21 protein-coding genes and 1 pseudogene are annotated in these 24,388 nt (G+C 72.1%); 10 read left to right on the top strand and 12 right to left on the bottom strand.

Features of this window, described 5'->3' with window-relative positions; translation table 11 throughout:
- Nucleotides 1-199 (top strand): hypothetical protein (locus ABZX22_RS41525; protein ID WP_354921558.1); only part of this gene is annotated, 199 nt, incomplete at its 5' end.
- An 88-nt stretch (nucleotides 200-287) separates the two neighbouring features.
- Here the strand turns inward: ABZX22_RS41525 and ABZX22_RS41520 are convergent.
- From ABZX22_RS41520 to ABZX22_RS41505, 4 genes are all read right to left on the bottom strand, one after another.
- Nucleotides 288-1,928: a ubiquinol-cytochrome c reductase cytochrome b subunit gene (locus ABZX22_RS41520; RefSeq protein WP_354921555.1), complete on the bottom strand. Its 1,641-nt coding sequence runs from the start codon at nucleotides 1,926-1,928 to the stop codon at nucleotides 288-290.
- Nucleotides 1,921-2,448 (bottom strand): hypothetical protein, encoded by a 528-nt coding sequence (locus ABZX22_RS41515; protein WP_354921552.1) that lies wholly within the window; start codon nucleotides 2,446-2,448, stop codon nucleotides 1,921-1,923. Before ABZX22_RS41515 ends, ABZX22_RS41520 begins: the two co-directional genes overlap by 8 nt.
- Nucleotides 2,449-2,846: 398 nt before the next feature.
- The gene (locus ABZX22_RS41510) at nucleotides 2,847-4,676 is read right to left on the bottom strand and encodes an LCP family protein (RefSeq protein ID WP_354921549.1); all 1,830 of its coding nucleotides are present in this window, start codon (nucleotides 4,674-4,676) and stop codon (nucleotides 2,847-2,849) included.
- Between the two features lie 135 nt (nucleotides 4,677-4,811).
- Nucleotides 4,812-6,212 carry a neutral zinc metallopeptidase gene (locus tag ABZX22_RS41505; RefSeq protein ID WP_354921546.1) on the bottom strand — a complete coding sequence of 467 codons (1,401 nt, stop codon included), beginning with the start codon at nucleotides 6,210-6,212 and terminating at the stop codon, nucleotides 4,812-4,814.
- Nucleotides 6,213-7,005: 793 nt separating this feature from the next.
- On the opposite strand from ABZX22_RS41505, the gene ABZX22_RS41500 reads away from it, so the two are divergent.
- Nucleotides 7,006-7,875, top strand: a complete 870-nt coding sequence (locus ABZX22_RS41500; protein ID WP_354921543.1) for a LysR family transcriptional regulator — start codon at nucleotides 7,006-7,008, stop codon at nucleotides 7,873-7,875.
- An 815-nt stretch (nucleotides 7,876-8,690) separates the two neighbouring features.
- On the top strand, nucleotides 8,691-9,539 hold the full coding sequence (gene folP / locus ABZX22_RS41495; protein ID WP_354921540.1) for a dihydropteroate synthase: 849 nt from the start codon (nucleotides 8,691-8,693) through the stop codon (nucleotides 9,537-9,539).
- 70 nt (nucleotides 9,540-9,609) lie between these two features.
- Here the strand turns inward: folP and ABZX22_RS41490 are convergent, their stop codons facing one another.
- A complete protein-coding gene (locus ABZX22_RS41490; protein WP_354921538.1) occupies nucleotides 9,610-10,944 on the bottom strand; it encodes an ATP-binding protein in 1,335 nt (444 codons plus the stop codon).
- A 2-nt stretch (nucleotides 10,945-10,946) separates the two neighbouring features.
- Nucleotides 10,947-11,621, bottom strand: coding sequence for a response regulator transcription factor (locus ABZX22_RS41485; protein WP_354921535.1), 675 nt, complete (start codon nucleotides 11,619-11,621; stop codon nucleotides 10,947-10,949).
- Nucleotides 11,622-11,730: 109 nt separating this feature from the next.
- On the opposite strand from ABZX22_RS41485, the gene ABZX22_RS41480 reads away from it, so the two are divergent.
- The 3 genes from ABZX22_RS41480 to ABZX22_RS41470 all read left to right on the top strand — a co-directional run bounded on the left by ABZX22_RS41480 (nucleotide 11,731) and on the right by ABZX22_RS41470 (nucleotide 14,898).
- On the top strand, nucleotides 11,731-12,855 hold the full coding sequence (locus ABZX22_RS41480; RefSeq protein ID WP_354921532.1) for a DUF2092 domain-containing protein: 1,125 nt from the start codon (nucleotides 11,731-11,733) through the stop codon (nucleotides 12,853-12,855).
- A 2-nt stretch (nucleotides 12,856-12,857) separates the two neighbouring features.
- Complete coding sequence (locus ABZX22_RS41475) at nucleotides 12,858-13,805, top strand: ABC transporter ATP-binding protein (protein ID WP_354921529.1); 948 nt, start codon at nucleotides 12,858-12,860, stop codon at nucleotides 13,803-13,805.
- Between the two features lie 79 nt (nucleotides 13,806-13,884).
- Nucleotides 13,885-14,898, top strand: a complete 1,014-nt coding sequence (locus ABZX22_RS41470) for an ABC transporter permease (protein WP_354921526.1) — start codon at nucleotides 13,885-13,887, stop codon at nucleotides 14,896-14,898.
- 76 nt (nucleotides 14,899-14,974) lie between these two features.
- On the opposite strand, the gene ABZX22_RS41465 is transcribed toward ABZX22_RS41470, so the two are convergent.
- Nucleotides 14,975-15,712 carry a YcnI family protein gene (locus tag ABZX22_RS41465; protein WP_354921523.1) on the bottom strand — a complete coding sequence of 246 codons (738 nt, stop codon included), beginning with the start codon at nucleotides 15,710-15,712 and terminating at the stop codon, nucleotides 14,975-14,977.
- A gap of 48 nt (nucleotides 15,713-15,760) precedes the next feature.
- Nucleotides 15,761-16,339, bottom strand: a complete 579-nt coding sequence (locus tag ABZX22_RS41460; RefSeq protein WP_354921520.1) for an MFS transporter — start codon at nucleotides 16,337-16,339, stop codon at nucleotides 15,761-15,763.
- Between the two features lie 161 nt (nucleotides 16,340-16,500).
- On the opposite strand from ABZX22_RS41460, the gene ABZX22_RS41455 reads away from it, so the two are divergent.
- Nucleotides 16,501-16,947, top strand: coding sequence for a hypothetical protein (locus tag ABZX22_RS41455; protein ID WP_354921517.1), 447 nt, complete (start codon nucleotides 16,501-16,503; stop codon nucleotides 16,945-16,947).
- Between the two features lie 71 nt (nucleotides 16,948-17,018).
- On the opposite strand, the pseudogene ABZX22_RS41450 reads toward ABZX22_RS41455, so the two are convergent.
- The 3 genes and pseudogenes from ABZX22_RS41450 to ABZX22_RS41440 form a co-directional block, all read right to left on the bottom strand.
- A pseudogene (locus tag ABZX22_RS41450) lies at nucleotides 17,019-17,684 on the bottom strand (ATP-binding cassette domain-containing protein); the annotation flags it as partial.
- A gap of 2 nt (nucleotides 17,685-17,686) precedes the next feature.
- Nucleotides 17,687-18,475: an ABC-2 family transporter protein gene (locus ABZX22_RS41445; RefSeq protein ID WP_354921514.1), complete on the bottom strand. Its 789-nt coding sequence runs from the start codon at nucleotides 18,473-18,475 to the stop codon at nucleotides 17,687-17,689.
- Nucleotides 18,468-19,199: an ABC-2 family transporter protein gene (locus ABZX22_RS41440; protein ID WP_354921511.1), complete on the bottom strand. Its 732-nt coding sequence runs from the start codon at nucleotides 19,197-19,199 to the stop codon at nucleotides 18,468-18,470. Before ABZX22_RS41440 ends, ABZX22_RS41445 begins: the two co-directional genes overlap by 8 nt.
- 340 nt (nucleotides 19,200-19,539) lie before the next feature.
- Between ABZX22_RS41440 and ABZX22_RS41435 the strand changes: the two genes are divergently transcribed.
- The 3 genes from ABZX22_RS41435 to ABZX22_RS41425 all read left to right on the top strand — a co-directional run bounded on the left by ABZX22_RS41435 (nucleotide 19,540) and on the right by ABZX22_RS41425 (nucleotide 23,095).
- Nucleotides 19,540-20,505, top strand: a complete 966-nt coding sequence (locus ABZX22_RS41435; protein WP_354921508.1) for an alpha/beta hydrolase fold domain-containing protein — start codon at nucleotides 19,540-19,542, stop codon at nucleotides 20,503-20,505.
- A gap of 48 nt (nucleotides 20,506-20,553) precedes the next feature.
- Nucleotides 20,554-21,363 (top strand): siderophore-interacting protein, encoded by an 810-nt coding sequence (locus ABZX22_RS41430; RefSeq protein ID WP_354921505.1) that lies wholly within the window; start codon nucleotides 20,554-20,556, stop codon nucleotides 21,361-21,363.
- 172 nt (nucleotides 21,364-21,535) lie between these two features.
- On the top strand, nucleotides 21,536-23,095 hold the full coding sequence (locus ABZX22_RS41425; protein WP_354921502.1) for a protein kinase: 1,560 nt from the start codon (nucleotides 21,536-21,538) through the stop codon (nucleotides 23,093-23,095).
- A 37-nt stretch (nucleotides 23,096-23,132) separates the two neighbouring features.
- On the opposite strand, the gene ABZX22_RS41420 is transcribed toward ABZX22_RS41425, so the two are convergent.
- A complete protein-coding gene (locus tag ABZX22_RS41420; protein WP_354921499.1) occupies nucleotides 23,133-24,341 on the bottom strand; it encodes an MFS transporter in 1,209 nt (402 codons plus the stop codon).
- Nucleotides 24,342-24,388: the final 47 nt, after the last annotated feature.

Below are 24,388 nucleotides of genomic sequence, written 5' to 3'. Positions count from 1 at the left end.
CATCCCCGAACCCGGTATCCCCGAATCCTTCAAGGTCCTCATCAAGGAAATGCAGTCACTGTGCCTGAACGTCGAGGTGCTGTCCAGCGACGGCACCTCGATCGAGATGCGCGACACCGACGAGGACGTCTTCAGGGCGGCCGAGGAGCTCGGCATCGACCTGTCCCGGCGGGAGCCGAGCAGCGTGGAAGAAGTCTGAGCGGGTCACGGCCGCAGGGCCCGGCCACGCCGGCCGCGCGTGACCGGCAGGCACCCCGGATGCGCTGGGCCTGGTCACGCGGGGGCGCTCACTCGGAGCGGGAGCGCTCCTCGTCGGCGGGGCCGAGGGCGGCGTGGCCGTGTCCCTCACCGGTGTCCAGCGGGATCTTCTCCCCTCCGTACGCCCGGGACATGCGCGCCCGCAGCCTGCCGAGCGGGCCGCGCAGCCCCTTCGGCGGGATGCCCTCGGTCTCGGCGGCGCTGATCTCCCGGACGGGCTCCTTGCCCCGCACGTGGGCCTCGATGTCCTCCGACGGGGGCGTGTGGATCTCGACGTACTCGCCGTGCGGCATCCGCTTGATCACACCCGCCTCCACCCCGTGCCCGATGACGGCGGCGTCGGAACGCTGCAGGCCCAGGCAGATCCGGTAGGTGACGATGTAGGCGATCACCGGGCCGGCCAGCACCAGCACCCGGCCGATGTAGGTCGTCCAGTTCAGGCTGATGTAAAAGTTGGCCGAGATCTCGTCGTTGGCGCCGAGCAGCCACAGCACCCCGTAGAAGGTGATGGCCGCCATGCCGATCGAGGTGCGGTGCGGGTTGTTGCGGGGCCGGTCGGTGATGTGGTGCTCGCGCCGGTCGCCGGTGACCCACTGCTCGGCGAACGGGTACAGGGCGAGCCCGGTCATGATGATGCCCATCGGCAGCAGCGCCGGGATGATCACGCTCAAGGGCAACGTGCCGGCCTGGGCGGTCCCGAACAGGTTGATCTCCCAGGCAGGCATCAGCCGCAGCGCGCCCTCCAGGAAGCCCATGTAGAAGTCGGGCTGCGACCCGGCCGAGATGTCGGCCGGGGTGTACGGGCCGAACGCCCAGATCGGGTTGATCTGTGCGAAGGTCGCCAGTCCGGCGATCACCGCGAAGGTGAACATGAAGAATGAACCGGCCTTGAGCATGAACGCCGGGAGGAACGGCGCGCCGACCACGTTGTGGTTGGTGCGTGCCTTGCCCGGCATCTGCGTGTGCTTCTGCACCCACATGAGCACCATGTGGGCCGAGATGAGGGCCAGCAGGATGCCCGGGATCAGCAGGATGTGCAGCGAGTAGAACCGCGCCATGACCGAGTCACCCGGATACTCCCCACCGAACAGGAAGAAGGTGATGTAGGTGCCGATGAGCGGCAGCGAGATCATCACGCCCTCGGTGATCCGCAGGCCCGCGCCGGACAGCAGGTCGTCGGGCAGCGAGTAGCCGGTCAGACCTTCGAGCAGCGCGAGCGTCAGCAGCATGACGCCGATCAGCCAGTTCATCTCGCGCGGCTTGCGGTACGCACCCGTGAAGAACACGCGGAGCATGTGCACCATCATGCCGGCCACGAACAGCAGGGCCGCCCAGTGGTGGATCTGCCGCATGAGCAGACCGCCGCGCACCTCGAAGCTGATCTGCAGCGTCGAGGCGTAGGCCTCCGACATCATCACGCCCTTGAGCGGCTCGTAGGGGCCGTCGTAGGCGACCTCGCTCATGCTCGGCACGAAGAAGAACGTCAGGAACGTGCCGCTCAGCAGCAGGATGATGAACGAGTAGAGGGCGATCTCACCGAGCAGGAACGACCAGTGGTCCGGAAAGACCTTGCGCAGGTTACGCCGCAGGAAGTTGCCCGCGCCCGTCCGGTCGTCGAGGAAGCGGGCCGGACCGCCGACGGCCTTCGGTACCCGCGTCAGCTCACCCATCGTCCTGTGCCTTCCTGCATCGCGAGACGGCGCGGTGGTATCGCCAGGCCACCCAGAAGCCCACGCCCACGCCGATGCCGGCGGCCAGCGCGTTGATGGTCCAGTGCACGACGTCGGAGCCGTAGCCGTACCCGTTGCCGAGCACGAGGACGGCGATGACGATCGCGGCCAGGACACAGGCCGCCGCCCCCGCCGCCACGCCGACCGCGACGGTGCGCACCAGCCGGGAGACGCGCGATCGCGGCCGCGGCGGCGGGAGCGGCGTGGCCAGGCGGCTGACGATCTCCTCAGGCGCCTCACCCACACGGCCGAGGCAGCGTTGCGAGATCAGACCCGATCGGTCCTCGCCGACGCAGATCCATTGGTCGCCCGACACGTAGACGATCGAGCGCGCGGAGTCGGGAAGGCCCAGCCGGACGAACTCCTCCCCCTCGGGAAAGTGTCTGATCCGGTACGGCACGGCAGGCAGTTGGGCGTCCAGCGCGTCGAGGAGTTCGGTCAGCTGGTGCATCCGGGTCATCGCCCCCTCACCCTCTTTCTCCCATCTTCGCGCGACAACCTTCTGCGGATGCACTGCCAGCCGTCAAAGATGCACCGGCTTCGCGCCCACGGGGGAGCATGACCTTGCGCTCGGTGCCCTGCCCGTCACCCACGGCCACCCTGAGCCTGGAGGCCCACACTCCACGAGGTGTCCCGAAGAGCCTCGGCGTGCTGCCCGACGCGCTCTCAAGGGACGTCAGCCCACGTCCTGCGCCGGTTCCCGTCAGGCGGCAACCCGAGCTCTCCGCCGGATCCCCTGAAGGCGGCGGCCCGCGCCCCCAGCCGGGATCATCGGCCCCTCGCGGGGGCTGTCCCGACAACGCGGAAGCCCGCACCCCAGGTCACCTGGGGTGCGGGCTTCCGGCCGGGACGAGACGTCTACAGCCCGCACAGCTCCGCGAGGCTCTTGGCCGAGCCGTTGTTGGCCGCCTGCCCGTTCCGCGTCGGCGTCTGCGAGGGCGTCGCGGTCTTGGAGGCCTGCGGCGTCGCCGCGACGGTGCCGGACGGGGACGTCGTCGCCCCGGGAGAGGCCGTCACCTGCGCCGCCAGCGCGCGCCTGCTCGGCTTCACCGAGTCGTTCAGCGCCTTGACGGTGGCCCTGCGGATCTTCGGCCAGTCCGGCGACCCGGTGTAGAAGTGCGGCGGCACGAACTGCAGGCTGGTGATCCGCGCGTCCTTGACCTTGATGGCCAGGTTGGCCAGCGGCTCCAGCAACTCCTGTGGGATGTTCGTCTGCGCCATCCGCTTGGCCGCGTCCGCGATCTTGGTGAAGTTCGTGAGGATCTTGTCGGGCGTCGCCTGCTGGGCGAACGCGCCGATGACGCACCGCTGCCTGCCCATGCGGCTGAAGTCGTCGTCGACGACGCGGGAGCGCCCGTACCACAGCGCCTCCTCGCCGGACAGCCGCTGGTAGCCGGCCTTGATCGTGCCCGCGGTGCCGTAGTGGCCGCCCCACGGGATGTCCTTCTCCACGCGCAGCTTGATGCCGCCGATCGCGTCGACGAGGTCGACGAAGCCGTACATGTTGATCAGCGCGTAGTAGTCGAGCCGCAGGCCGAGCGTGTGGCCGATGGCGTCCATCAGCGCGCGGGGGCCCTTGTTCTTGCCGTGCATGATCTCGGGGTGGTCGTTGGCGAACTGCCAGACCTCGTTCAGCAGGCCGCCGTTGGGCAGCTCGGCCATGAAGCCGTTCGGGAAGTGCTTGGCCAGCGGCGAGGACGGCGGGAACCGTACGTGCTGGAGGTTCCTGGGCAGGCTGAACAGCACGGTGTTGCCGGTCTTGATGCTGACGCTGGCCACGGTCATGCTGTCGGTCCGCACGCCCTGGCGGTTGCCGGCGCCGTCACCGCCGATGAGCAGGAAGTTGACCCGGTCCTTGCCGTTCCACGGGTCCTCCTCCTTGATCGGCTGCACCTCCGGGTCGGAGACCGAGGGGAAGATGCCCTGGACGGCGTCCCGGGTGGCCAGGACGGCGTTGGCGGTCAGCGCGAACGGCGACATCACCACCACGCACAGCAGTCCGACCACGATCCCGGAGACGATCTGGCCCCGGCCGTTCAGACGGTCGGGGCCGAGGGCGATGTAGGAGACGAGCACGAGCGCGAACCACGCCAGCGCGCCGATCACGGCGGCCACCGACACGGTGATCATCGTGCTCTCCCTGACCGCCGCGCCGAGGTTGCCCACGAAGGACAGGCCGTAGACGATCGCGGCGACCAGCAGCGCGCCGAACGCGCCCAGCAGCACGAATCCGGTACGGCGCCGCCCGGCCCGCAGGTGTGCGGCACCGGGTACGAGGGCCGACAGCGCGGTCCAGCCGATGATCGAGCCGACGCCCATCTTCCTGGCGAACGCGGGCGCCTGGGCCTTGGGCGTTCTCGGCGCCTTGGCGTTCTTCGGGGCGCCGGGCGCCTTGAGGCTCGGTCGCGTGTTCTGCTCCCGGACCGCCGGGCCGGAGCCGGTGTCGCGCTGCGCGCCGCTGTCGTCCGCGGCGCGGTCCTGCGCCGCGCGGGCGCGGGTGCCACGCTCGCGGGAGGAGCGGTCCTGGCCGGTCTGGTCCGGGGCCGCGGAGTCCTGCGCGGGGCGGTCCTGACCGGCGCCGTTTCGGGCGGATGGCTCCTGGGCGGAGGGCTCGGCGGGCGCGGCGCGCCGAGGCGCACGCCGCTTTCTGCCGCGCTCGGGGAAGTCTCCTCCAGGGCGCTTCGACACACCGGCTCCTTCGCACGTCGTACCAGGCCAAACCCGAAGGTTTGCCCCCCGTTGGTCACGAGATTGCCAGGATTCTAGCCCCCATATCGGGACATCAATGACAGATGACCAATGTGGGATGAACGCTCCATGAAGCTAGGACGTCGTGGAAGCGGGAGCCAGCCACGTGTTGCACTGGTAAGCCTTGTTCTTCAACCAGCCCTGCCGGAACCAGACGTTGTTGTTGGCCGGAGTGCCGTGGTCGCGGGGATACCCGGGATGGTCGCCCACCTTCGAGTAGAACCAGAACAGGATGTCACGCTGGTGGCCGTTGACCGGATAGGTGTCGGCCACCGCCCGCATGAACATACCCCCGAAACAGGTTGCCTGGAGTTCCAGTTTTCTGCTGAGTGCCAGCCGGCCGCTCTGGCGCGACGTCTGGACATGCTTCTGCCAGTGCGAGTCGAGGATGCCGGTGATCTGCTGGATGTGGTGACCGTACTCGTGGGCCATCATGCTGATCGTCGCCCCGTGCCAGGCGACCATCTCGCCGTACCCGATGGAGTTGCCGTTGCCCCTGGCCAGCGCCGAGGTGGAGGCGTAGATGGTGTTGTTGCGCGGGCAGTAGTACGGCACCATGCTGCCGGGCGACGGGTAGTCGCCGCAGGCGCCCCTGCCGCGCTTGGCGGCGATCGCGTAGTTCGGCGGGCTCCAGTCGATGCCCTTCTTGCGCAGGATCGGGGCCCACGCCGCGTCCATGCACTTGCCGGTCTTCAGGATCAGCGCCTTGAGCTGGCTGTGGCTGAACAGGCTCGCGCTGCCCGCCCTGCACGTCGTGCGCGGCAGCCCGCCCGCGAAGTACAGCGTGTTGGCCTGCAGGCTCGTGTTGAGCTTGACCGTGGCGGGCTGCGAAGGCTGCTCGGACGGTGGCTCGGACGTCGGCTGTCCGGATGACGGCTGATCGGAGGACGGCTGCTCAGAGGAGGAGGGCCGGTCCGAGGACGGCTGGTCCGACGGATGGTCGCTGGGCCGATCCGACGGCTGGTCCGAGGAGGACGGCTGGTCGCTGGGCCGGTCGGTCGGCTCGGCCGACTCGTCGGTGTCGTCGTCCCGCGGCTCGAACGTCGGCGGCGTGTACGTGGGGATCGCGATCGGCGAGGTCGTGTCGGTGTCCGAGGCGCCCTTGAAGACCGCCGAGCCGATCACGAGCAGCACGAAGATCGCCGCCAGCGAGCCGAACACCGCGCCGACGATGGCGCCCGCGTTCGACTTCCTGCGCTGCGGCGGGCGCTGCCACGGGCCGTACGGACCCTGCGCGGGACCGTGCGGCGGCCGGTGACCGGGCCCTGGATGCGGCGGCGGGCCCTGCCGCGGCCGGCCGTTCCCCGGCAGGTACGGCCCACCCTGCCCTGACCCGTGCGGATAGGGGCCGCTCTGTCCGGGTCCCTGCGGGTGCGGCGCGCCTTGCCCGCCTCCCTGCGGGTACGGCCCGCCCTGGCCGTTCCCCTGGGGGTAGGGGCCGCCCTGGCCCGGCCCGTGCGGGGGCGGGTACGGCATGCCTGGGTGAGGCGCCTGTGGCCCGCCGGGCGGCGGTCCGGCGGGCCGGTGGCCGTTCGGAGGGCCGGGCGGGGGAGCGTACGGCCCCGCGGGCGGCGGCGGCTGCGGCGCGCCGTACGGCGGGGCCGGACTCTGCGCCCCCGAGCCGTTCGGGTAGGGGGCCTGCGCTCCCGAGCCGTTCGGGTACGGGGTGTGCGCTCCCGGGTCGTTCGGGTGCGAAGGGTGCGCTCCCGAGCCGTTCGGGTACGGGGGGTGCGCTCCCGGGGCGTTCGGATGTGGGGCCTGCATGCCATGGCCTGGCGGGGGCGGTGCCGGGGGGCCATGGCCGGGCGGGGGTGGGGGCTGTACGCCGGGTCCGGGCGGAGGCGGCGGTTGCGCGGGGCCCGAACCGGGCGGGGGAGGCGGCGGCGCGTAGGGGTGCCCCTGCGGCGGGGCCGGCGGAGGCGTGGGCGGCCGGTACCGGCGGGTCGCGGGCTCGTCGTAAGCCCCGGGCCCGTTCTGCTGGGGCGGCCACGTGGGGAAGGGCGGCTGCTGGGGCTCGCCGGACCCGGGCTCTCCCTGATGCCCCGGAGGCGGCGGTGGATATTGCCCGTTGCCTGTCACCCTGTCTCCCCCTCGACCTGGTCGTCCGAACCGGACCCGCATACCGGACCTTTGCCGAATTTGGGGCAGAAGCATACTGATTTATCACCCGTCACGGATGTCGCCGTGCTCGATTACAGTCCGAAATCATTCGAGGTGATCTCTGCTATGTCGCCGTCCGAGCGGCCGCAGTTGTCCTAGCTTCAATGTCATGAATCTGCAGCAGCTCCGCTACGTGGTCGCGACTGCGGAGCACCGCACCATGACCGACGCGGCCAGGTCGCTCTACATCGCGCAACCTGCGCTTTCACGCGCGATCCGAGACCTGGAGCGCGAGCTCGGGATGACCCTCTTCGCCCGCTCGGGGCGCGGGGTGGTCGTCACCGCGCACGGCCGCAGGGTGGTCAAGCTGGCCAAGGAGGCGCTCGACGCGGTGGGAGAGATCGAGGCGCTCTCCAGCCACGGCGGTGCCTCCGACGCCGAACTGCGCATCGCATCGACGACAACCCTCGAGCCCGGCCTGGCCGGGCGGCTGCTTCCCGCCTACGCGGCCGAGCATCCGGGCGTCCGCGTGCACATCATCCGCTGCGACGGCCGTGACGCGGTCGTCAACGCCATCAGGGACCAGCGGGCCGACCTCGGCCTCACCGACCTGCCGGTCCCGACCGACCTGATCACCCATCCCCTCGAACGACAGGAGATCGTGCTCATCTCGCCGCCGGGAACCGACCTGCCGGATCCCGTCCCGATGACCCACCTCGACGGACTACGCCTGGCCCTGCCCGCACGGGGAAGCGTCAGGAGAAGGGAGTTCGACGCGATGTTCGGCAAGTACGCGGTCAACCCGATCATCGTGCTGGAGACCGATGAGAGGAACGGCTGGCTCAACGCCGTCCGCGCGGGACAGGCCTCGCTGCTGTGGTACCGCGGCATGGCCGAGCAGGCGCTCAGGGCCGGGCTGGTGGTGCGGTCACTCGAACCGGCCGTCCGCCGCGTGATCGCCGTCGTCCACGCCCGCCGCAGGTTGCCGCTGATCGCCCAGGACTTCCTGGCGACCGCGGAGAAGGGTTCAGCCGCCTAGGAACGTTCCACCTCCACCGATCCGTACGCCCGGGGGCCACGCGCCACCCCCGCGGCCGACGCGGGGCCGGCAGCAGCGCACGCCGCCGCGGCCCGCCTCCTCACCCGTGCACCCTGACGCCAGACCCCGGACACGCCGGACCGCCCGCCGGGACACGCCCCTCCCCGACATCGGACCACGCCGCCCAGGCACTTGGCCACCGCACGCGCAAGCCCGCCCTGAGACAACCCTGAAGCCGGGCCCGCCGCCATCCGAACCCCTGCTCGTCTCGAGCCTGGATCCGCCGTCTTCCCGAACCCCTGCGCGTCCTGAGTTCCAATCCGCGTCCCCCTGCACCCCTGTGCGTCTCGAGCCCGGATCCGCCGGCCCCCTGAACCCCTGCGCCTCGTCGCCCTCGAACCAGCCGCCGACCCGCGCGAGCCCGGGCCGACCTCCCTGAACCCCCGGGCGTTCCCAGATCGGTCGCGACGGGCTCTTGCGGGTTTCCGGGCCGGGTCGGCCTGAACCCGGGTGCGTTGCCAGGTCGGTCGCCACGAGTCCTCACCGGTTGGCCTGAGACACCAGTGTGTTCCCGGGCCGTCACCCTGGGTCCCGCGTGTTCCAGGGCCGGTCAGTCTGAACCCGGGCGTGTTTCCCGGGCCGTCACCCTGGGGGTCAGCCTGAACCCGGGTGCGTTCCCGGTCGGTCACCATGAGCCCGTGCGCGTCGCCGCGCCGGCCACTGAGGATCTCTTCGTGTCCCCGAGGCGACACCGGACGGACAGGTGCGGGACGGCGATGTGCCAACGCGCGGGATCTTCCGTAGGCTCGAAGGTGATGAGCATCTTGCGACTGCGCGGCAAGGAGTTCGGTCCCGGAGACCACGCGGTGATGGCCGTGGTCAACAGGACCCCCGACTCCTTCTTCGACAAGGGGAAGACCTACGGCTTCGGCGCCGCGCTCGAAGCGGTCGACGCCGCGGTCGAGGGCGGCGCCGACATCGTCGACATCGGCGGCGTCAAGGCGGGCCCCGGCGACACGGTCGACGCCGAGGAGGAGATCAGGCGCGTCGCGGGCCTGGTCGCCGCCGTACGCGACCGCCATCCCGACCTGATCATCAGCGTCGACACCTGGCGCTCGGAGGTGGGCGACGTGGTGGCCGGCGCGGGGGCCGACCTGCTCAACGACACCTGGGGCGGCGTCGACCCGCTGCTGGCGGAGGTGGCGGCCAAGCACGGCGCCGGACTGGTGTGCGCCCACGCGGGCAGGGTCGAGCCGCGCACCAGACCGCACCGCATCGCCTACGCCGACGTGGTCGCCGACGTCATCGGTTACACGGTCGACCTGGCCGAACGGGCCGTCGCCGCGGGGGTGGCGAGGGAGTCGATCCTCATCGACCCGGCCCACGACTTCGGCAAGAACACCTACCACTCGCTGGAGGTCAGCCGGCGGCTCGACGAGATGGTGGCCACCGGGTGGCCGGTGCTGGTGGCGGTGTCGAACAAGGACTTCGTCGGGGAGACGCTGGGCGGGCTGCCGGTGGACGAACGGCACGCGGGCACGATCGCGACGCTGGCGGTCTCGGCGCTGCAGGGCGCCAGGGTGTTCAGGGTGCACGACGCCGCCTCGGCGCGGGCCGGGCTGGCGGAGGTCGCGCGGCTCGCCCCCACGAATCCCACCCCCTGACCGCCGCTGACAGTCCCGGCGGTCATCGACCGACCGGCCGGAGAGCCGAGCGGGCGCGCCCGCGCGCTGTTCAGATGAGGGCGGGCAGCCGCACCACCGCGCGCAGGCCCGGCCCGGCGTCCTCCAGGTGGACGGCCCCGCCGTGCGCCCTCAGCGTCTCGCGGACGATCGCCAGGCCCAGGCCCGCGCCGCCCTCGTCCCTGCTGCGCCCGTGGTCGAGCCTGGTGAAGCGGTTGAACACCCGCTCCCTGTCCTCCTCGGGGATGCCGGGGCCGTCGTCGGTGACGGTGAGCACGCCGTCGCGGGTCAGCGCCACCTCGACGGTGGAGGTGGCGTGCCGGACGGCGTTGTCCATCAGGTTGGTCACGACGCGGCTCAGGTCAAGGGCGTCGCCGCGCACCACGACGGGGTCGCAGGCGGTCAGCCTCGCCTCGCCGTACCTCTCCACCACCTGACGGACGACCTCGTCCAGGTTGACGGGGACGTTCCTGGCCGGGCTGCCGCCGCGCTCGTCCAGCCTGGCCAGTGCGAGCAGGTCCTCGGCCAGGCGCGACAGGCGCAGCGTGTCCTCCAGCACGCCTTCGGCCGTCTCGGTCCAGTCCTGCCCGTCGGGGTGACCGAGCGCCACCTCCAGCTGGAGCCTGATGCTGGCCAGCGGGCTGCGCAGCTCGTGCGCGGCGTCGGAGACCAGCGCCCGCTGGCGGGACTCGGCCTCCTCCAGCCTGGCCAGCATGTCGTTGAGGGTGACGGCCAGCGAGTGGACCTCGTCGCGGGCGGCGGGCACCGGCAACCGCCTCGACCTGGCGGTGTGGGTGATGTCCGCCGCGCCTCTGCGCAGCGCGTCGATCGGCCGCAGCGTCCTGCCGATGATCAGCCAGCCGCCGCCCGCCAGGAAGGCCACCAGCAGCGGCGTGCCGAACAGCAGCACCTTGCCCGCCGTCAGCAGGCTCCGCTCGATCTCGCGCACCGGCCGTGCGGCCAGCACCGTCACGCCCCTGTCACCGCTGACCACGACGACCCGCAGCGGTCCGGGGATCCCGTACGGCTCGCCGTTCAGGAACCAGGCCGAGTCGTGGCGCAGCGCCCTGCGCCGGTCGCCGGCGTCGAGTAGGGGAACCAGCCGGTCGGCGCCGTAGGTGCCGTGGGTGACCCTGCCGTCAGCTCCGACGACCTGCACGATCGTGCCGTCCTGGGTGGTGATCGGGTCGGTCAGCGTGCCGCTGTCGGCCTGCGCCCGCACCACCTGCGCGTGCTGCCTGGTGGTCTCGTCCACGGTGTTCGTCAGCGACCGGCCGAGCACCATCATCAGCACCGAGGCCGACACCGCGAACGCGAGCGCGAGCCCCACGGCCGACAGCGCCGTCAGGCGGAAGCGCAGGCTCTTGCGCCGCCACCACTCAGCCATCGTCAGCCACCGTCGCCGGCCAGCCGGTAACCCGCGCCGCGCACGGTCTGGAGCGCGTTCCTGCCGAACGGGCCGTCGATCTTGCGGCGGAGGTAGCCGACGTACACCTCGACCACGTTCGGGTCGGTGTCGAAGGTGTCCCAGACGTGCTCGAGGATCTCCGCCTTCGACACCACCTCGTCGTGGCGGCGCATCAGGTACTCCAGCAGCGCGAACTCCCGGGGCGTCAGCTCCACCGACTCCTCCCCGCGCTGCACCTTGCGTCTGGCCGGGTCCAGCGACAGGTCGCCCGCCGTCAGGACCGCGGGACGCCGCCCCGCGTCGCGCCGCAGCAGCGCGCGCAGCCTGGCCACCAGCACCACGTAGGAGAACGGCTTGGTGAGGTAGTCGTCGGCGCCCAGATCCAGCCCGTCGGCCATGTCGTACTCGCCGTCCTTGGCCGACAGCATGAGGATGGGCACCCAGTTCTCCTCCGCGCGCAACCGCTTGCACACGTTGTAGCCCGACAGCCGGGGCAGCATGATGTCGAGCACGACCACGTCGTAGTCGCCGTGCCTGGCCAGGTGCAGCCCCTCCTCGCCGTCGTGGGCGAGATCCACGGCGAACCCCTCGGCCTGCAGCCCCCGCTGGAGGGCGGCGGCCATCCGCCGTTCGTCCTCGACGACCAGAACTCTCATAGCGCACATAGTGCACCATCGGCGCTGAGAGGCCTCTCAGCTCGTCTCAGGATCACCACAGCACTCCTCACGCACTGTTGAGACGTAAGCAATACCGTGAAGGAGTGAGATGTCCAGAGGCAAGCTCGTGAGGTGGGGCGTCCCCGTCGCGGCCGTCGCCGTGATCGGTGCCGCCATCGGCGCGGGTCCGGTCATCGCCGCCGTCAGCGGGGACCCCGTCCTGCCGGAACGCTCGGCGCAGCAGCTGCTGGCCGAGGCCGCCGCGGCGGTGCAGAAGGACGGCCTGCCCCCCATGTCGGGGACGGTCGTGGAGACCGCCTCCCTCGGCCTTCCCGCCCTGCCGCAGGGCGCCGCCACCGGTTCCCCGCTCAGCCTGCTGTCGGGTTCCCACGAGGCGAAGGTCTGGTACGGCTCCCGCGACCAGTTCAGGCTGGCCGTACCGGGCCCGATGAGCGAGACCAACGTCATCGTGAACGGCGACCAGACGTGGCTGTGGGAGAGCCAGTCCAACCGGGCCACGCGCGTCAAGCTGCCCCCCGGCACCGCCGACCGGCCCGGCGCGACGCACGTGCCCGACGCCCCCGCGCTGACCCCCCAGCAGGCCGCCGAGAAGCTGCTGGCCCAGGTCGGCGAGCACAGCGTGGTCAGCGTGACCAACACCACCAAGGTGGCCGGTCGCCCGGCCTACGAGCTGGTGCTGGCGCCCAAGCAGGACGGCTCGCTGATCCAGGACGTCCGCCTGGCGCTCGACGGCGAGACCTACGTCCCGCTGCGCGTCCAGGTGTACGCCAAGGGGTCGGCGGAGGCGGCCTTCGAGGTCGGGTTCACCCAGGTCACCTTCTCCGCCCCCGCGAAGGAGAACTTCACCTTCACCCCGCCCGCAGGCGCCAAGGTGGAGGAGAAGACGCTCGGCCCGGCCCTCGAGGACCGCAAGCCCGAGCACGACTTCCGCGAAGGCGCGGTCAAGACCGTCGGCGCGGGCTGGACCACGGTCGCGGTCCTGCCGACGCCCACGCCCAGGGCGGGGGCCGCCCAGCCGCAGGCCGAACCCGGTGGTGAGCAGGCGCCCTCGCTCGATGCCATCCTGCGCACCGCCACGCCGGTGAGCGGCCCGTGGGGGAGCGGCAAGCTGATCAAGACCAAGCTGGTCAGCGTGCTGTTCACCGACGACGGCCGGCTGCTGGTCGGCGCGGTCACCCCGGAGGAGCTCACGAAGGCGGCAGGCGCCAGGTGAGCATGACGCTGGAAGCGGGGGCGCCCTCAGGGGCGGCCCCGCCCTCCGCTGACCACGCGATCGTCACGGAGGGCCTGACCAAGCGCTTCAAGGGCGGGCAGGTCGCGGTCGACGCCCTTGACCTGACCGTGCCGCGCGGCTCGGTCTACGGCTTCCTCGGCCCGAACGGGTCGGGCAAGACCACCACCATCCGCATGCTGCTCGGCCTGGTCACGCCCACCTCCGGCACCTACGCGACGGTGCCGCTGCCGCGGGTGGGCGCGCTGGTCGAGGGCCCGGCCTTCTATCCCTACCTGTCGGGCGAGGCCAATCTGCTGCGCTACGACGCCGCCGACCCCACCGCCTCGGGCCGCACCGCCCGCGCCAGGGTCGGCGCCGCGCTGGAGCGGGTGGGCCTGTCGGCCGCCGCCGGCAAGCGCTACCGCGCCTACTCCCTCGGCATGCGGCAGCGCCTGTCCATCGCCGCCGCCCTGCTCGGCCCGCGCGAGCTGCTCATCCTCGACGAGCCGACCAACGGCCTCGACCCGCAGGGCACCCGCGAGGTCCGCACGCTGGTCAAGGAGATCGCCGCCGATGGCACCACGGTGTTCGTCTCCTCGCACCTGCTGGCCGAGATCGAGCAGATGTGCACGCACGCGGCCATCATGCGCACCGGCAGGCTCGTCGCCGACGGCACGATCGCCTCGCTGAGCGGTGGCCGCGCCCCGCGCGTCAGGGTGGAGACGCCCGACGGCGCGGACGCGGCGCGGGTGCTGCGCGGGCTCGGCCTGGCGGCCGTCACCCACGAGGGAACGCAGGTGAGCGCCGAGCTCGGCGGTCACGCCCCCGAGCGGCTCAACGTCGCGCTGGTCGAGGCCGGCGTCGCGGTCAGGGGCCTGTCAGTCGTACGGCCCAGCCTGGAAGAGGTCTTCGTCGGCCTGACGGGGGAGGGGTTCGATGTCGAAGGTTGAGCCCGATGTGGCAGACACAATGGTAGACGCAGCGGCAGATGCAGGGGCAGACGCAGGGGCAGACCCAGCGGCCGGCCCGGTGGCTGACCAGGTGGCGGTCGAGGATCCCGGCCTGCGGAGCGGGCGCGGCGCGGGAGCCAGGCGGACGCCCGGCCTGGTCCCGGTGAGCGAGTCGAGGCGCACCGCCGAGCAGGGCCCGCGCTCCGACCTGCCCGTGCCGGCCGCCTCCACCCTGGACGCCGTCACCCGGGAGGCGACGTCCGGCCCCGGAGCCGTCGCCGCGTTCGCCAGGATGCTGGGCTCCGAGCTCGGCCTGACCTTCCGCCGGCCGCGCAACCTCGCCATGCTCGCCGTCCTCGCCGCCGTCCCCGTGATCATGGGCGTCGTCCTGCGCATCCTCGGCGACGACATGGCCGACGGGCCGGGCGGCCTCATCCAGCAGGTCGCCGGCAACGGTTTCTTCCTGGCGCTCGTCTCGCTGGGCGCCCTGGTGCCGCTGCTGATGCCGGTCGCGGTCGCCGTCGTGGCGGGCGACGCGCTGGCCGGCGAGGCCGCGGGAGGCACGCTGCGGTACCTGCTGGCCGCCCCCGCCGGGCGCACCAGGCTGCTGGCGGTCAAGTTCGTCAACGCCGTGCTGTTCTGCCTGGCGGTCGCCTCGGCCGTGGCGCTCGCGGCGCTCATCACCGGCCTGCTGCTGTTCCCGGCCGGGCCCGTCACGCTGCTGTCGGGGGTCGCCATCCCGCTCGGCGACGCCCTGCTGCGCCTGCTGATCGTCATCGGCTACGTCACGCTCGGCATGGCGGCGCTGGCCGCGGTCGCGATCGCGCTGTCGACGCTGACCGAGGCGCCGATCGGCGCCATCGCGGCGACCGTCGTGCTGGTCATCGCCACCCAGGTGATGCGGGCGATCCCGCAGCTGGAGCCCGTCCAGGCGTACCTGCTGCCGAACTGGTGGAGCGGCTTCGACGCGGTCCTGCGCGACCCGATCGCCTTCGATCACCTGACCTCGGGGCTGCTGGCCTTCGGCGCCTACATCCTGCTGTTCGGCTCGTTCGCGTGGGCCCGCTTCACCAGCAAGGACATCACCTCCTGAGCCGCGGCGGGGCCGAAGGGGAGTACCCCTCCGGCCCCCGGTGACCGGACCGCGGGCCGGCCACCAGACCCGTGGGTCAGGAGGGGCGGCGGCGCAGCCCGAGGAAACCGACCACCAGGCCGATGGCTCCCACCACCAGCCCCGCGCCGCCGAGCAGCCGGGCCGTGCCGTCCGCCGCGGAAGCGGAGGCCGCCACCGGCGTCACCGAGGGCGTCGCGGGCGCGGACGAGGCGGCGGGTGCCGAGGGGGCGGACGACGCTGTGCCGTGGTGGCCGTCGCCGGCCGTGGCGGGCGTGAGCTTCAGCAGCGGTGCCGGCCGCTCCGGCTCGGTGCCGTCGGCCGTGGGCTCGTCGGCCCACTTCACGACCTCACCGCCCGAGTAGGTCTGGCTGGTGGGGAAGACCAGCCGGTCGGTGTCGGTCGGCAGCTGCCCCATCGACACCTCGAACTCCTGGAACTGGCCCGGCTTGATCTGGCCGCCCGACCAGACGACCTTGGTGACCGCCTCGGTGAGGTCGCCGTACTCGGTCTTCACCGGCTTGGGCAGCTTGCCCTCGGTGACCTTGACCTCCCAGCCGGGCACCGGCTTGACCGAGACGAAGGCCAGCGGGTGGTCGACGGGGAAGGACACCTCGATCTTCGTCGTCGAGGCGTCGTCACGCTCGTTCGGGACGCGGAAGGCGACCTTGGTGAACCCGCCCTGCTCGGCGGTTCCGGGGTTGACGGTCACATGCGCGAGGGCCGGGACGGCCAGGCCGAGGGACAGGGCGGTGGCGGCGGCGAGCACGCCTGCCGTACGGGGGAAGGTGGGCATGCGGAAACTCCACGTGTCTGTGGGAGGAAGAAGGAAAGAGGGGCGAGGTCAGCGGGCGGGAAGGGGCGGACCGCGCCTGGTGACGACGTGGCGGAGGAGCGGGCCGCCGCCGATGGCACGACGGGCGGCGGGCACCGGCGCCGGCCGTACCGCGACGGCGGTGGGCGGCGGCAGCAGACGGATCAGGCGGTGCCCGAGGCGGCGTAGCAGCGACCAGAGCGCGGCCTCGCCGCGGGCCAGCCACCAGCCGGTGACGAGGGTGACGGTCAGGTGGGCCAGCAGCATGCCGAGGCTCTCGCCGAGCCCGGACTCGTGCGCCTGCCCGTAGCCGAGGACGGCGGCGCCCCGCCCGTGGGCCGTCCCGAGGAGAGCGGCGGTGCCGTCCAGGCCGAACAGCTCGTGCAGCCCCGCCTGCAGGGCGACGAGCGTGACGTTGACGGTGGTGGACGAGCGCTCCCTGCCCGACAGCGCCAGCGCCACGGCCAGCACGGCACCGCCGCCCAGGCCGAGCATCCAGCCCGACGGGCCCGTGCCGCCGGCGGCGCGGTGGCCGAGGGCGGCCAGCAGCACGCAGACGGCCGAGAAGGCGGCCGCCCGCGTCAGCCGGAGGGGGAGGTCGGCGCGCATGGGTGCCCTCATGCTCTCACGCCACGCCCCGGGGCGGACCGTCCGGCGACTCCGCCCGAACCATACGGCTCCGGCCAATACCTGGCTCAAACATCTGATTTGTCGCTATGGTCAGGCCCGAGGTGATGTCTGTGCGGCATTTCGCTGGTTTGCTACTCGGCGTGATCGTGACCGGTGTCCTGCTGGTCGGAGGCGGCTGGGCAGTCCAGCAGGCGCTGATGATCGCGCCTGGAACGGCCGCGCCCGTCGCGGGTCCGAAGCTGTGGGTCGCGCTCGGCGCCATGGCGGCCATCGGCCTGGTGGTCGGGCTGGTGACGGCGGGCAGGGTGTCACCGCTGGCCACGTTCGTGCCCTCGCTCGTGCTGCTGGCATGGACGGTCGTCTACGCGCTCGACGTCCCCAGGGCCCTGTCGTTCGTGCCCGACGAGCCGTCCATGCACCGCGTCCTGGTGGAGGCGGGCGCCGGCAGCAGGACGCTGCTCACCACCGGCGTCTACGCCCTGCTGGGCGTGGCGTTGTTCCTGCCGGTGCTGATGCCCTCCCGCTGGAGCCGGCGCGACGACGCGGACGAGGAGTACGACGAGGCCGAGCAGGGCGCCTACTACTGACCGGCCCGGGTGTAGAGCCTGGTCACCACCTCTTCGATCGTCTCGTCGGGCGCGGTGGCCATCAGGTCGTCGAGCGAGCCGTCGAAGGCCAGCCTGCCGTGGTCGATGAGCATCACCCTGCGGCACAGGCGCTCGACGTCGCCGAGATCGTGCGTGGTCAGCAGCACGGTGGTGCCGCGCTCGGCGTTCACCCGCAGCAGGAACGAGCGGATGCTGTTCTTGCTGACCACGTCGAGCCCGATCGTCGGCTCGTCCAGCACCAGCACGTCGGGCGCGTGGAGCAGCGCGGCGGTCAGGTCGCCGCGCATGCGCTGGCCCAGGCTGAGCTGGCGCACCGGCGTGCGCAGGAAGGCGGCCAGGTCGAGGGTCTCCACCAGCTCGTCGAGCCGCTCGGCGAAAACCCTGCGATCTACTTTGTAAAGGAGCCGGATCAGCTCGAAGCTGTCCCGCAGCGGCAGGTCCCACCACAACGTCGTCCGCTGCCCGAACACCACGCCGATCCGCCTGGCCAGGACCGTGCGCCTGCGCGAGGGGTCGAGCCCCGCGACGCGCACCGTGCCGGAGGTGGGGGTGAGGATGCCGCACAGCATCTTGATGGTGGTGGACTTGCCCGCGCCGTTCGGTCCGAGACAGCCGACGAACTCTCCCGGCGCGACGGTGAACGACAGCTCGCGCACCGCGTGCACCAGCGTGCGCTTCACCTTGAACACGCGCCCGGCGCGCTCCAGCTCGATCATGGCTAACTCCCCGTCGATCGGTAGCGGCGGATGCCCTGGCGCCAGGCGAGGGCGGCCAGCAGGGCGAGAAGCAGGGCCGCGACGGGCCCGAGGAAACGCAGTGCCTCCGGCGTGCCGAAGGGGTCGTCCTTGCCCAGGACGTACAGGCCCGGCTGCCAGTTGACGAAGGCGAGCGGCAGCACGTAGGTGACGCCGCGCACCAGGTCGCGGCCGTAGACGCTGAAGGGGTACTGGGTGAGCTGGCCGCTGCCGTAGGTGAAGGCGTTGACCACCTCGGGGGCGTCGGTCAGCACGAACTGCGCCGCCCCCGCCAGCGTCCACAGCGAGGCGAAGATGACGCCCGCCGTGGCGATCATCACCGGGACCATCCACGCCCGCTGCCACGGGATGTCGAGCGCGGCCAGCGCCGTGACCAGGACGATCACCGACTGCAGCACGCGGCCGAACCTGGAAGGGGTGAACCTGTCGACGGCGGCCTGCAGCCAGGCGGGGGCCGGCTTGAGAAGCATCGTGTCCAGCGTGCCGGCCTTGATGTGCTGGCTGATCTTGTCGAGGTTGCCGACGCACATGTCGGCGACGGAGAAGGCGATGTTGGCCGCGCCGTACAGGAAGAGGACCTCCGCGCGGGTGAATCCGGCCAGCGCCGTGGTGTTGGCGAAGACCACCAGGATCACCGCGAGGTCCACGGCGGCCATCATGAGCCCGAAGCCGACCATGAGCGTGAAGGAGACGGGGTAGGCCGCGGCGGCGCGGGTCCACGTCCAGGCCAGCATGACGTAGGTCCTAACCACCCTGGATCACCACCTTGTGCCTGATCGCCCGCGTGCCGAGCGCGCCGAGGGCGAGCAGCGCGACCGCCCAGAGCGCCTGGAACGGCACGGCGTCGGCGAAGCCCGCCCTGCCGAGGTAGACGTCGGCGGGCAGCTGCGCCATCGCGGCCCACGGCAGCGTCGCGGCCACGTCGCCGAGCAGGCCGGGAAAGATCGGCAGGGGCAGCATCATCCCGCTGAAGAAGGTGGTGAGGACCATCGACACGGTCACCACGCCGCGGTCGTCGGCCAGCCAGCACACCGACAGCGCGATCAGGTAGCGCCAGGCGAAGCTGACCAGGACGCCGAGGGCGAAGCTGGCGGCGAAGGCCGCCCACCGCCCGGCGCCGGACGGCACGACGACGCCGAACACCAGCGCGCCGATGATCATTGGGGGGAGGCCGCGGACGAGGAACAGGTAGGCCGCCCTGCCCAGGTCCTCGGACAGGGCCCACGCCTGCAAGGAGGCGGGACGGACGAGGTCGAGGGCGATGTCGCCGGTGCGGATGCGTTCGGGAATGGTCAGGCCGCCGCCGAACAGCTGCATCGGGCCGATGAAGGCCTGGGTGACGAAGCAGAAGGTGACGGCGTCGAGCACGTCGTAGCCGGCCAGGCCGGGCTTGGCCTGCCACAGCGCGATCAGGACGTAGGCGCGCAGGATGCCGAAGACGCTGTTGGTGAAGGCTCCGGCGGCGGCGGCCCACACGTAGGTGGCGTGTTTGCGGAAGCCGTACCGGATGAGCCGGAGATAGAGGGAAATGGCGTGTCACCTCCGCTGTGTGATGGCATGACGACAGCCCGTGTCCGCGAGGGGGCACGGGTGTGCGGAGCGGTAATTATCCGCTCGTTGATCAGGTGTCGGCAAGGCGATATCGGCGGCGGCCGCCCGCCCGCCGGTTCGCGGTGCCCCGGTTCGGTCTGTGGGCTCTGCGGCAGGGGGAGATGTACGGAGCGAAGGGCCGCGTCCGGCCTGGCGGCGATTCACCCGAAATAGAGGAGTTGCTTACTTGCCGATAGAACGATCCTCTGGAGGGAATTCTTTACCTGTGCGGCACGAGATCGACCTGGACGTCATCCCCGACTATCCGTTCAGCTGGCAGTCGCGAGCGCTCAACACGGTCATGCGCGGCACCCTGAAGCCCGCCGCCGGCCTGCTCCTGCGTCACTCCCTGGCCATCACCGCCTGCTCCCGGCTCGGCGAGCTGGCCAGGCTCGTGCCCGTGCGGCCGCCCGGCCACGTGGGCATCGTCGCGCACCGCCGCGGCGAATGGGTGCGCGCGGGGCAGGGCCTCGACGAGCGCAAGGTGCTCCTCTACTTCCACGGCGGCGGCTACTTCAGCTGCTCGCCCGCCACCCACCGGCCCATCACCTGGCGGCTGTCGGTGGTGGCCCGCCGTCCGGTCTTCGCCCTCGACTACCGGCAGGGCCCGGTCCACTCGCTGGCCGAGTCGCTGCAGGACGCCCTCGACGCCTACGGCGAGCTGATCGAACGCGGCCACGAGCCCGCCGACATCCTGCTCGCCGGCGACTCGGCGGGCGGCCACCTCACGCTGGCCACCCTGCTCGCGCTGCGCGACCGCGGGCTGCCACTGCCCGCGGCGGCCATCTGCCTGTCGCCGTGGACCGACCTGAGCGACACCCCCCGCAGGGCCAACCGCTGGACGGACCCGATGCTGCCGGCCGGGCGCGTCGAGTGGCTGGCCAGGCGGTGGACGTCGGGTCTGGACCCGCGTGACCCGCTGGTCTCGCCGGTCTTCGGCGACTACACCGGCCTGCCGCCACTGATGATCGTCACCGGCTCGACCGAGGTGCTGCGCGACGAGGGTCGCAGGGTCGCGGTGCGCGCCCGCGCGGCGGGCGTGCCGGTGACCTACGAGGAGTGGCCGCGGATGCCGCACGTCTTCGCCATCCTGGCCGACGTGCTGCCCGAAGCGCGGCTGGTCTACCGGCACATGGCCCGCTTCCTGGCCGCCGTGCACGCCTCAGGAGAGGAATCTTCTCTCGCGGCCTGACGTTCCAGTTGTAGGTTAGGGTGACCTAACTACAGCTGGGGGGTTCTCATGACCGAGCATCGTGGCGTCGTGCTGCGGACCGAGCGGCTCACGCCGCACATGGTGCGGGTGGTGGTCGGCGGCGACGGCTTGCGTGACTTCGCCACCGCTGGGTTGACCGACCACTACGTCAAGCTCGTCTTCCCGGTGGAGGGCGTGACGTATCCGACGCCGTTCACCGTCGCCACCTGCAGGGAGCTCCTGCCGCGCGAGCACTGGCCGCGGCTGCGCACCTACACTGTGCGCGCCTGGGAGCCGGCGGCGAGGGAACTGACCCTCGACTTCGTGGTCCACGGCGACGAGGGACTGGCCGGTCCGTGGGCCGCGGCCGCCAGGCCCGGCGACGTGATCCACCTGCTGGGTCCCGGCGGCGGCTACGCGCCGAGTCCCGAGGCGGACTGGCACCTGCTCGCCGGTGACGAGAGTGCGCTCCCGGCGATCGCCGCCTCCCTGGAGGCGCTGCCCGAAGGGGCCAGGGCGCATGTCCTCGTCGAGGTCGAGTCGGCGGCGGAGGAGCAGAAGCTGGACGCTCCCGTGGTCTACCTGCACCGGGAGGGCGCGCCGTACGGGCGCAAGCTGGTGGAGGCGGTGCGCGGTCTGCACTTCCCCGAGGGCAGGGTGCACGCGTTCGTGCACGGCGAGGCGGGCTTCGTCAAGGAGTTGCGCCGCTTCCTGCGCGTGGAGCGGCAGATCCCGCTCGAGCAACTGTCCATCTCCGGCTACTGGCGGCTCGGCGTCGACGACGAGGGCTGGCGCGCGGTCAAGAAGGAGTGGAACCGCCAGGTGGAGGTGGAGGAGAGCGCCGCCCTCGACGGATGAGCCCCGGCACTGGCCCCTCGTCCCTGAAAGCCCAGGTACCTCAGCTCTTTCTCACCTAGCGGAAAGATTCGCCTTACCTTCGATACTCCTTGTGGCAGTCCCGGGGAAATGCCTCGCCCGATCCGGTCACAGTGTGCTGTGGCCGTGGTCCAGAGCAGGAGAGGCGAGCCGGATGGCGCGTGGTACGAGCGGCATGCCGCCAGGCGTGCGACCGCTGACGGTGGGCGACCCGGTGATCATCGGCAGGTACCTGCTGCTCGGCCGCCTGGGCGCCGGCGGGATGGGCGTGGTCTACCTCGCCGAGCACCCGCGGGGCGGGCTGGTGGCGCTGAAGACCCCGCACGACGTGCACCTGCGGGACGCCACGCTCCGCGCCAGGTTCGCCGAGGAGGTGACGTTCTCGCGCAGGGTGGTGCCGTTCTGCACGGCCGCCGTGATCGAGGACGGCAGTGATCGCGACCGGCCGTACCTGGTCTGCGAGTACATCCCGGGGCCGGCGCTGTCGCAGGTGGTGGTGGGGCGCGGCCCGCTGACGCCCGACCTGGCCTACGGCGTCGCGCTCGGGGTGGCCGCCGCGCTGGTCGCCGTCCACGACGCGGGGCTGGTGCACCGCGACCTCAAGCCGGGCAACGTGCTGCTGTCGCCGGACGGGCCGCGCGTCATCGACTTCGGCATCGCCCGCGACGTCGACACCGCCGCCGCCCACACCCAGGCGGGGCTGGTGATGGGCAGTCCTGGCTGGGTGGCGCCCGAGCGGCTGACCGGCGGTGCTGCCGTCCCGGCCTCCGACGTGTTCGCGTGGGGCTGCCTGATCGCCTTCGCCGCCACCGGCCACCATCCGTTCGGGGCCGGCGAGGCCGACGTGCTGACCAGGCGGATCGTGCTGGAACAGCCGCGGGTCGACGGCGTGCCCGCGCTGCTGCGGCCGGCGGTGGAGGCGGCACTGGCCAAGGATCCCGCCGCGCGGCCCAGCTCGGCCGAACTGCTGCGCGCCTTACTGGCCGCGGGCGGCGTGGGCGACCCCTGGGACCTGCGCGAGGCCGTCGGCCGGGTGCTGGGGGACATCTGGACACCGGTGCCGTATCCGCCGGGTGGGGGCAGGGTGCGCCTGGCCGACGCGCCGCCGGACCCGGCGGGGACCGAACCGCCGGGGCGGCCCGGCCCTGCCGCGCGCCGGCGGCGGGCCAGGTCGGGCGCTCAGCTGTCGCACGCGAGCTTCGCCGCGCTGGCCACCGTCTCGATCGCGGCCCTGACGGTGGCCGCGGCCAGCGGGGGAGCCGGGATCCGGCTGGACGGCACCCGCCGGCCGGAGGCCGTTCCCTTCGTCGTGCCCCACGGCACCGCGCAGTCCACGATCAGGCCGGATCCGCTGACCAGGGCACCGGCCGAGCCGATCCCCGCCGGGCCGTCGATCACCCCGACCGTGGTCGTCACCCAGACCAGGACGCTGGGGCCCACGACGCTGCGACCGCCGTCCACGTCGCCGGAGGAGCGGAGCCGGCCCGACCACGAGAGCGTCTGGTCGCCCGACCCGCCGGGCAACGGGGACCCGGGCGACTGCGTCAACCCGGCGGGCAAGCGGCGTGGGCGTGACTGCCCGCAGCCCTCCTCCAGCATCACCACGATCCCGCAGGAGGGACCGGGCGAGACACCGGACCCGTCGGCGTCGGCGTCGGTCACCCCGACCGACCCGGTGTCGCCCGGCCCCACGGACTCCTCGCCGGGCGCCTGAACCGCGGGGGCGGCCTCCTGCGCCGGGCGTTCGGGGGTCAGCGCCGCCCGGCGGGGGCGGGCCGGGGCCTGCCGTACCGGAGGGAGAGCGCGGTGGCCGCGCAGAGCAGCAGCGCGCCCGATCCGATGATGGACACGGCGACGCCCGCGAGCTCCGCGACCAGGCTGCCGGCCAGCACGCCCGCGATCGTTACGTTGACCATGAGCGCGTTGGCCAGCGCGACGCCGCGCCCGCGCAGGTCCTCGGGCAGGTCGCGCAGCAGGGTGTGGGCGACGGGGACCTGGAACAGGACCGACCCGAAACCGGTCAGCAGGCACCACGCGCCGATCGCCGCGATGTGGCCGCTCCACTGGGCGGGGGCGAGCGCGACCATGGACAGGCCGAAGGCGACGATCGAGGCGGGCAGCAGCCGGTCGGGGAAACGGCGCAGCAGCGCGGGACCGGCCAGCGCGCCGAGGATCGAACCGCCGCCGAACAGCGCCTGCGCCAGCCCGAACGTGAGGGCGGGCAGCTGGAAGACGGTCAGCAGCTGGGCGTTGAGGTTGGTGGTGAACAGGCCGAGGGCGAGCATGACCGGCGTCAGGAAGACGGCCAGGTACCGCAGCGAGGGCACCGCCAGGACGCCGCGCACGCCGGCGCGCAGCGCCGCCCAGTATGGCTCGCGCGCCGCGGACGGCACCTCGCGCAGCACCGCCATGCTGCCCAGCAGCAGCGCGGAGAGCAGGAAGCTGGCCGAGTCGATCATCAGGACGAGGGGGACGCTGCCGGCCGCGATCAGCAGCCCGCCCAGCGCCGGGCCGAGCAGGTTGATCGTGTGGGCGGTGCTCTGGAACAGGGCGACCGCGGAGGGGATGCTGTGCCCGCCGACGATCTTCGGGATGGCGGCGATGCGGGCGGTCTCGAAGAACGCCTTGCCCAGGCCCTCCAGGAAGATCAGCGCCAGCAGGAGCCAGGCCGAGCGCAGGGCGGGGATCATGGCCAGCACGATCAGCGCTCGGGCCAGGTCGGAGCCGATGAGCAGGACCCGCTTGGGCAGCCGGTCGGCCAGCGGGCCGACGAAGGCGCCGAGGATGCCCGACGGGAGCAGCTGCGCGACGACGACGAGCGCGATCAGCACGACGGGGGCGACGGTGAGCGTGGCGGCGACGTAGATCAGGGTGACCTTGGTGATGGCGTCGCCGAGGAAGGACACCACGACGGCGAGCCAGTAGGTGAGGTAGGTGCGGTCCCGCAGCAGCCTGAGCACCCTCGTGAGGCTAGATCGGCCGGAAGGGGGCGAAGGTGAGGGATCGC

Origin of the sequence: Nonomuraea sp. NPDC003804, assembly GCF_040610675.1 — a bacterium.
Taxonomy (GTDB): Bacteria; Actinomycetota; Actinomycetes; order Streptosporangiales; family Streptosporangiaceae; genus Nonomuraea.
The sequence above is the reverse complement of the archived record's forward strand: the minus strand, read 5'-3'. Positions and strand labels throughout refer to the sequence as shown.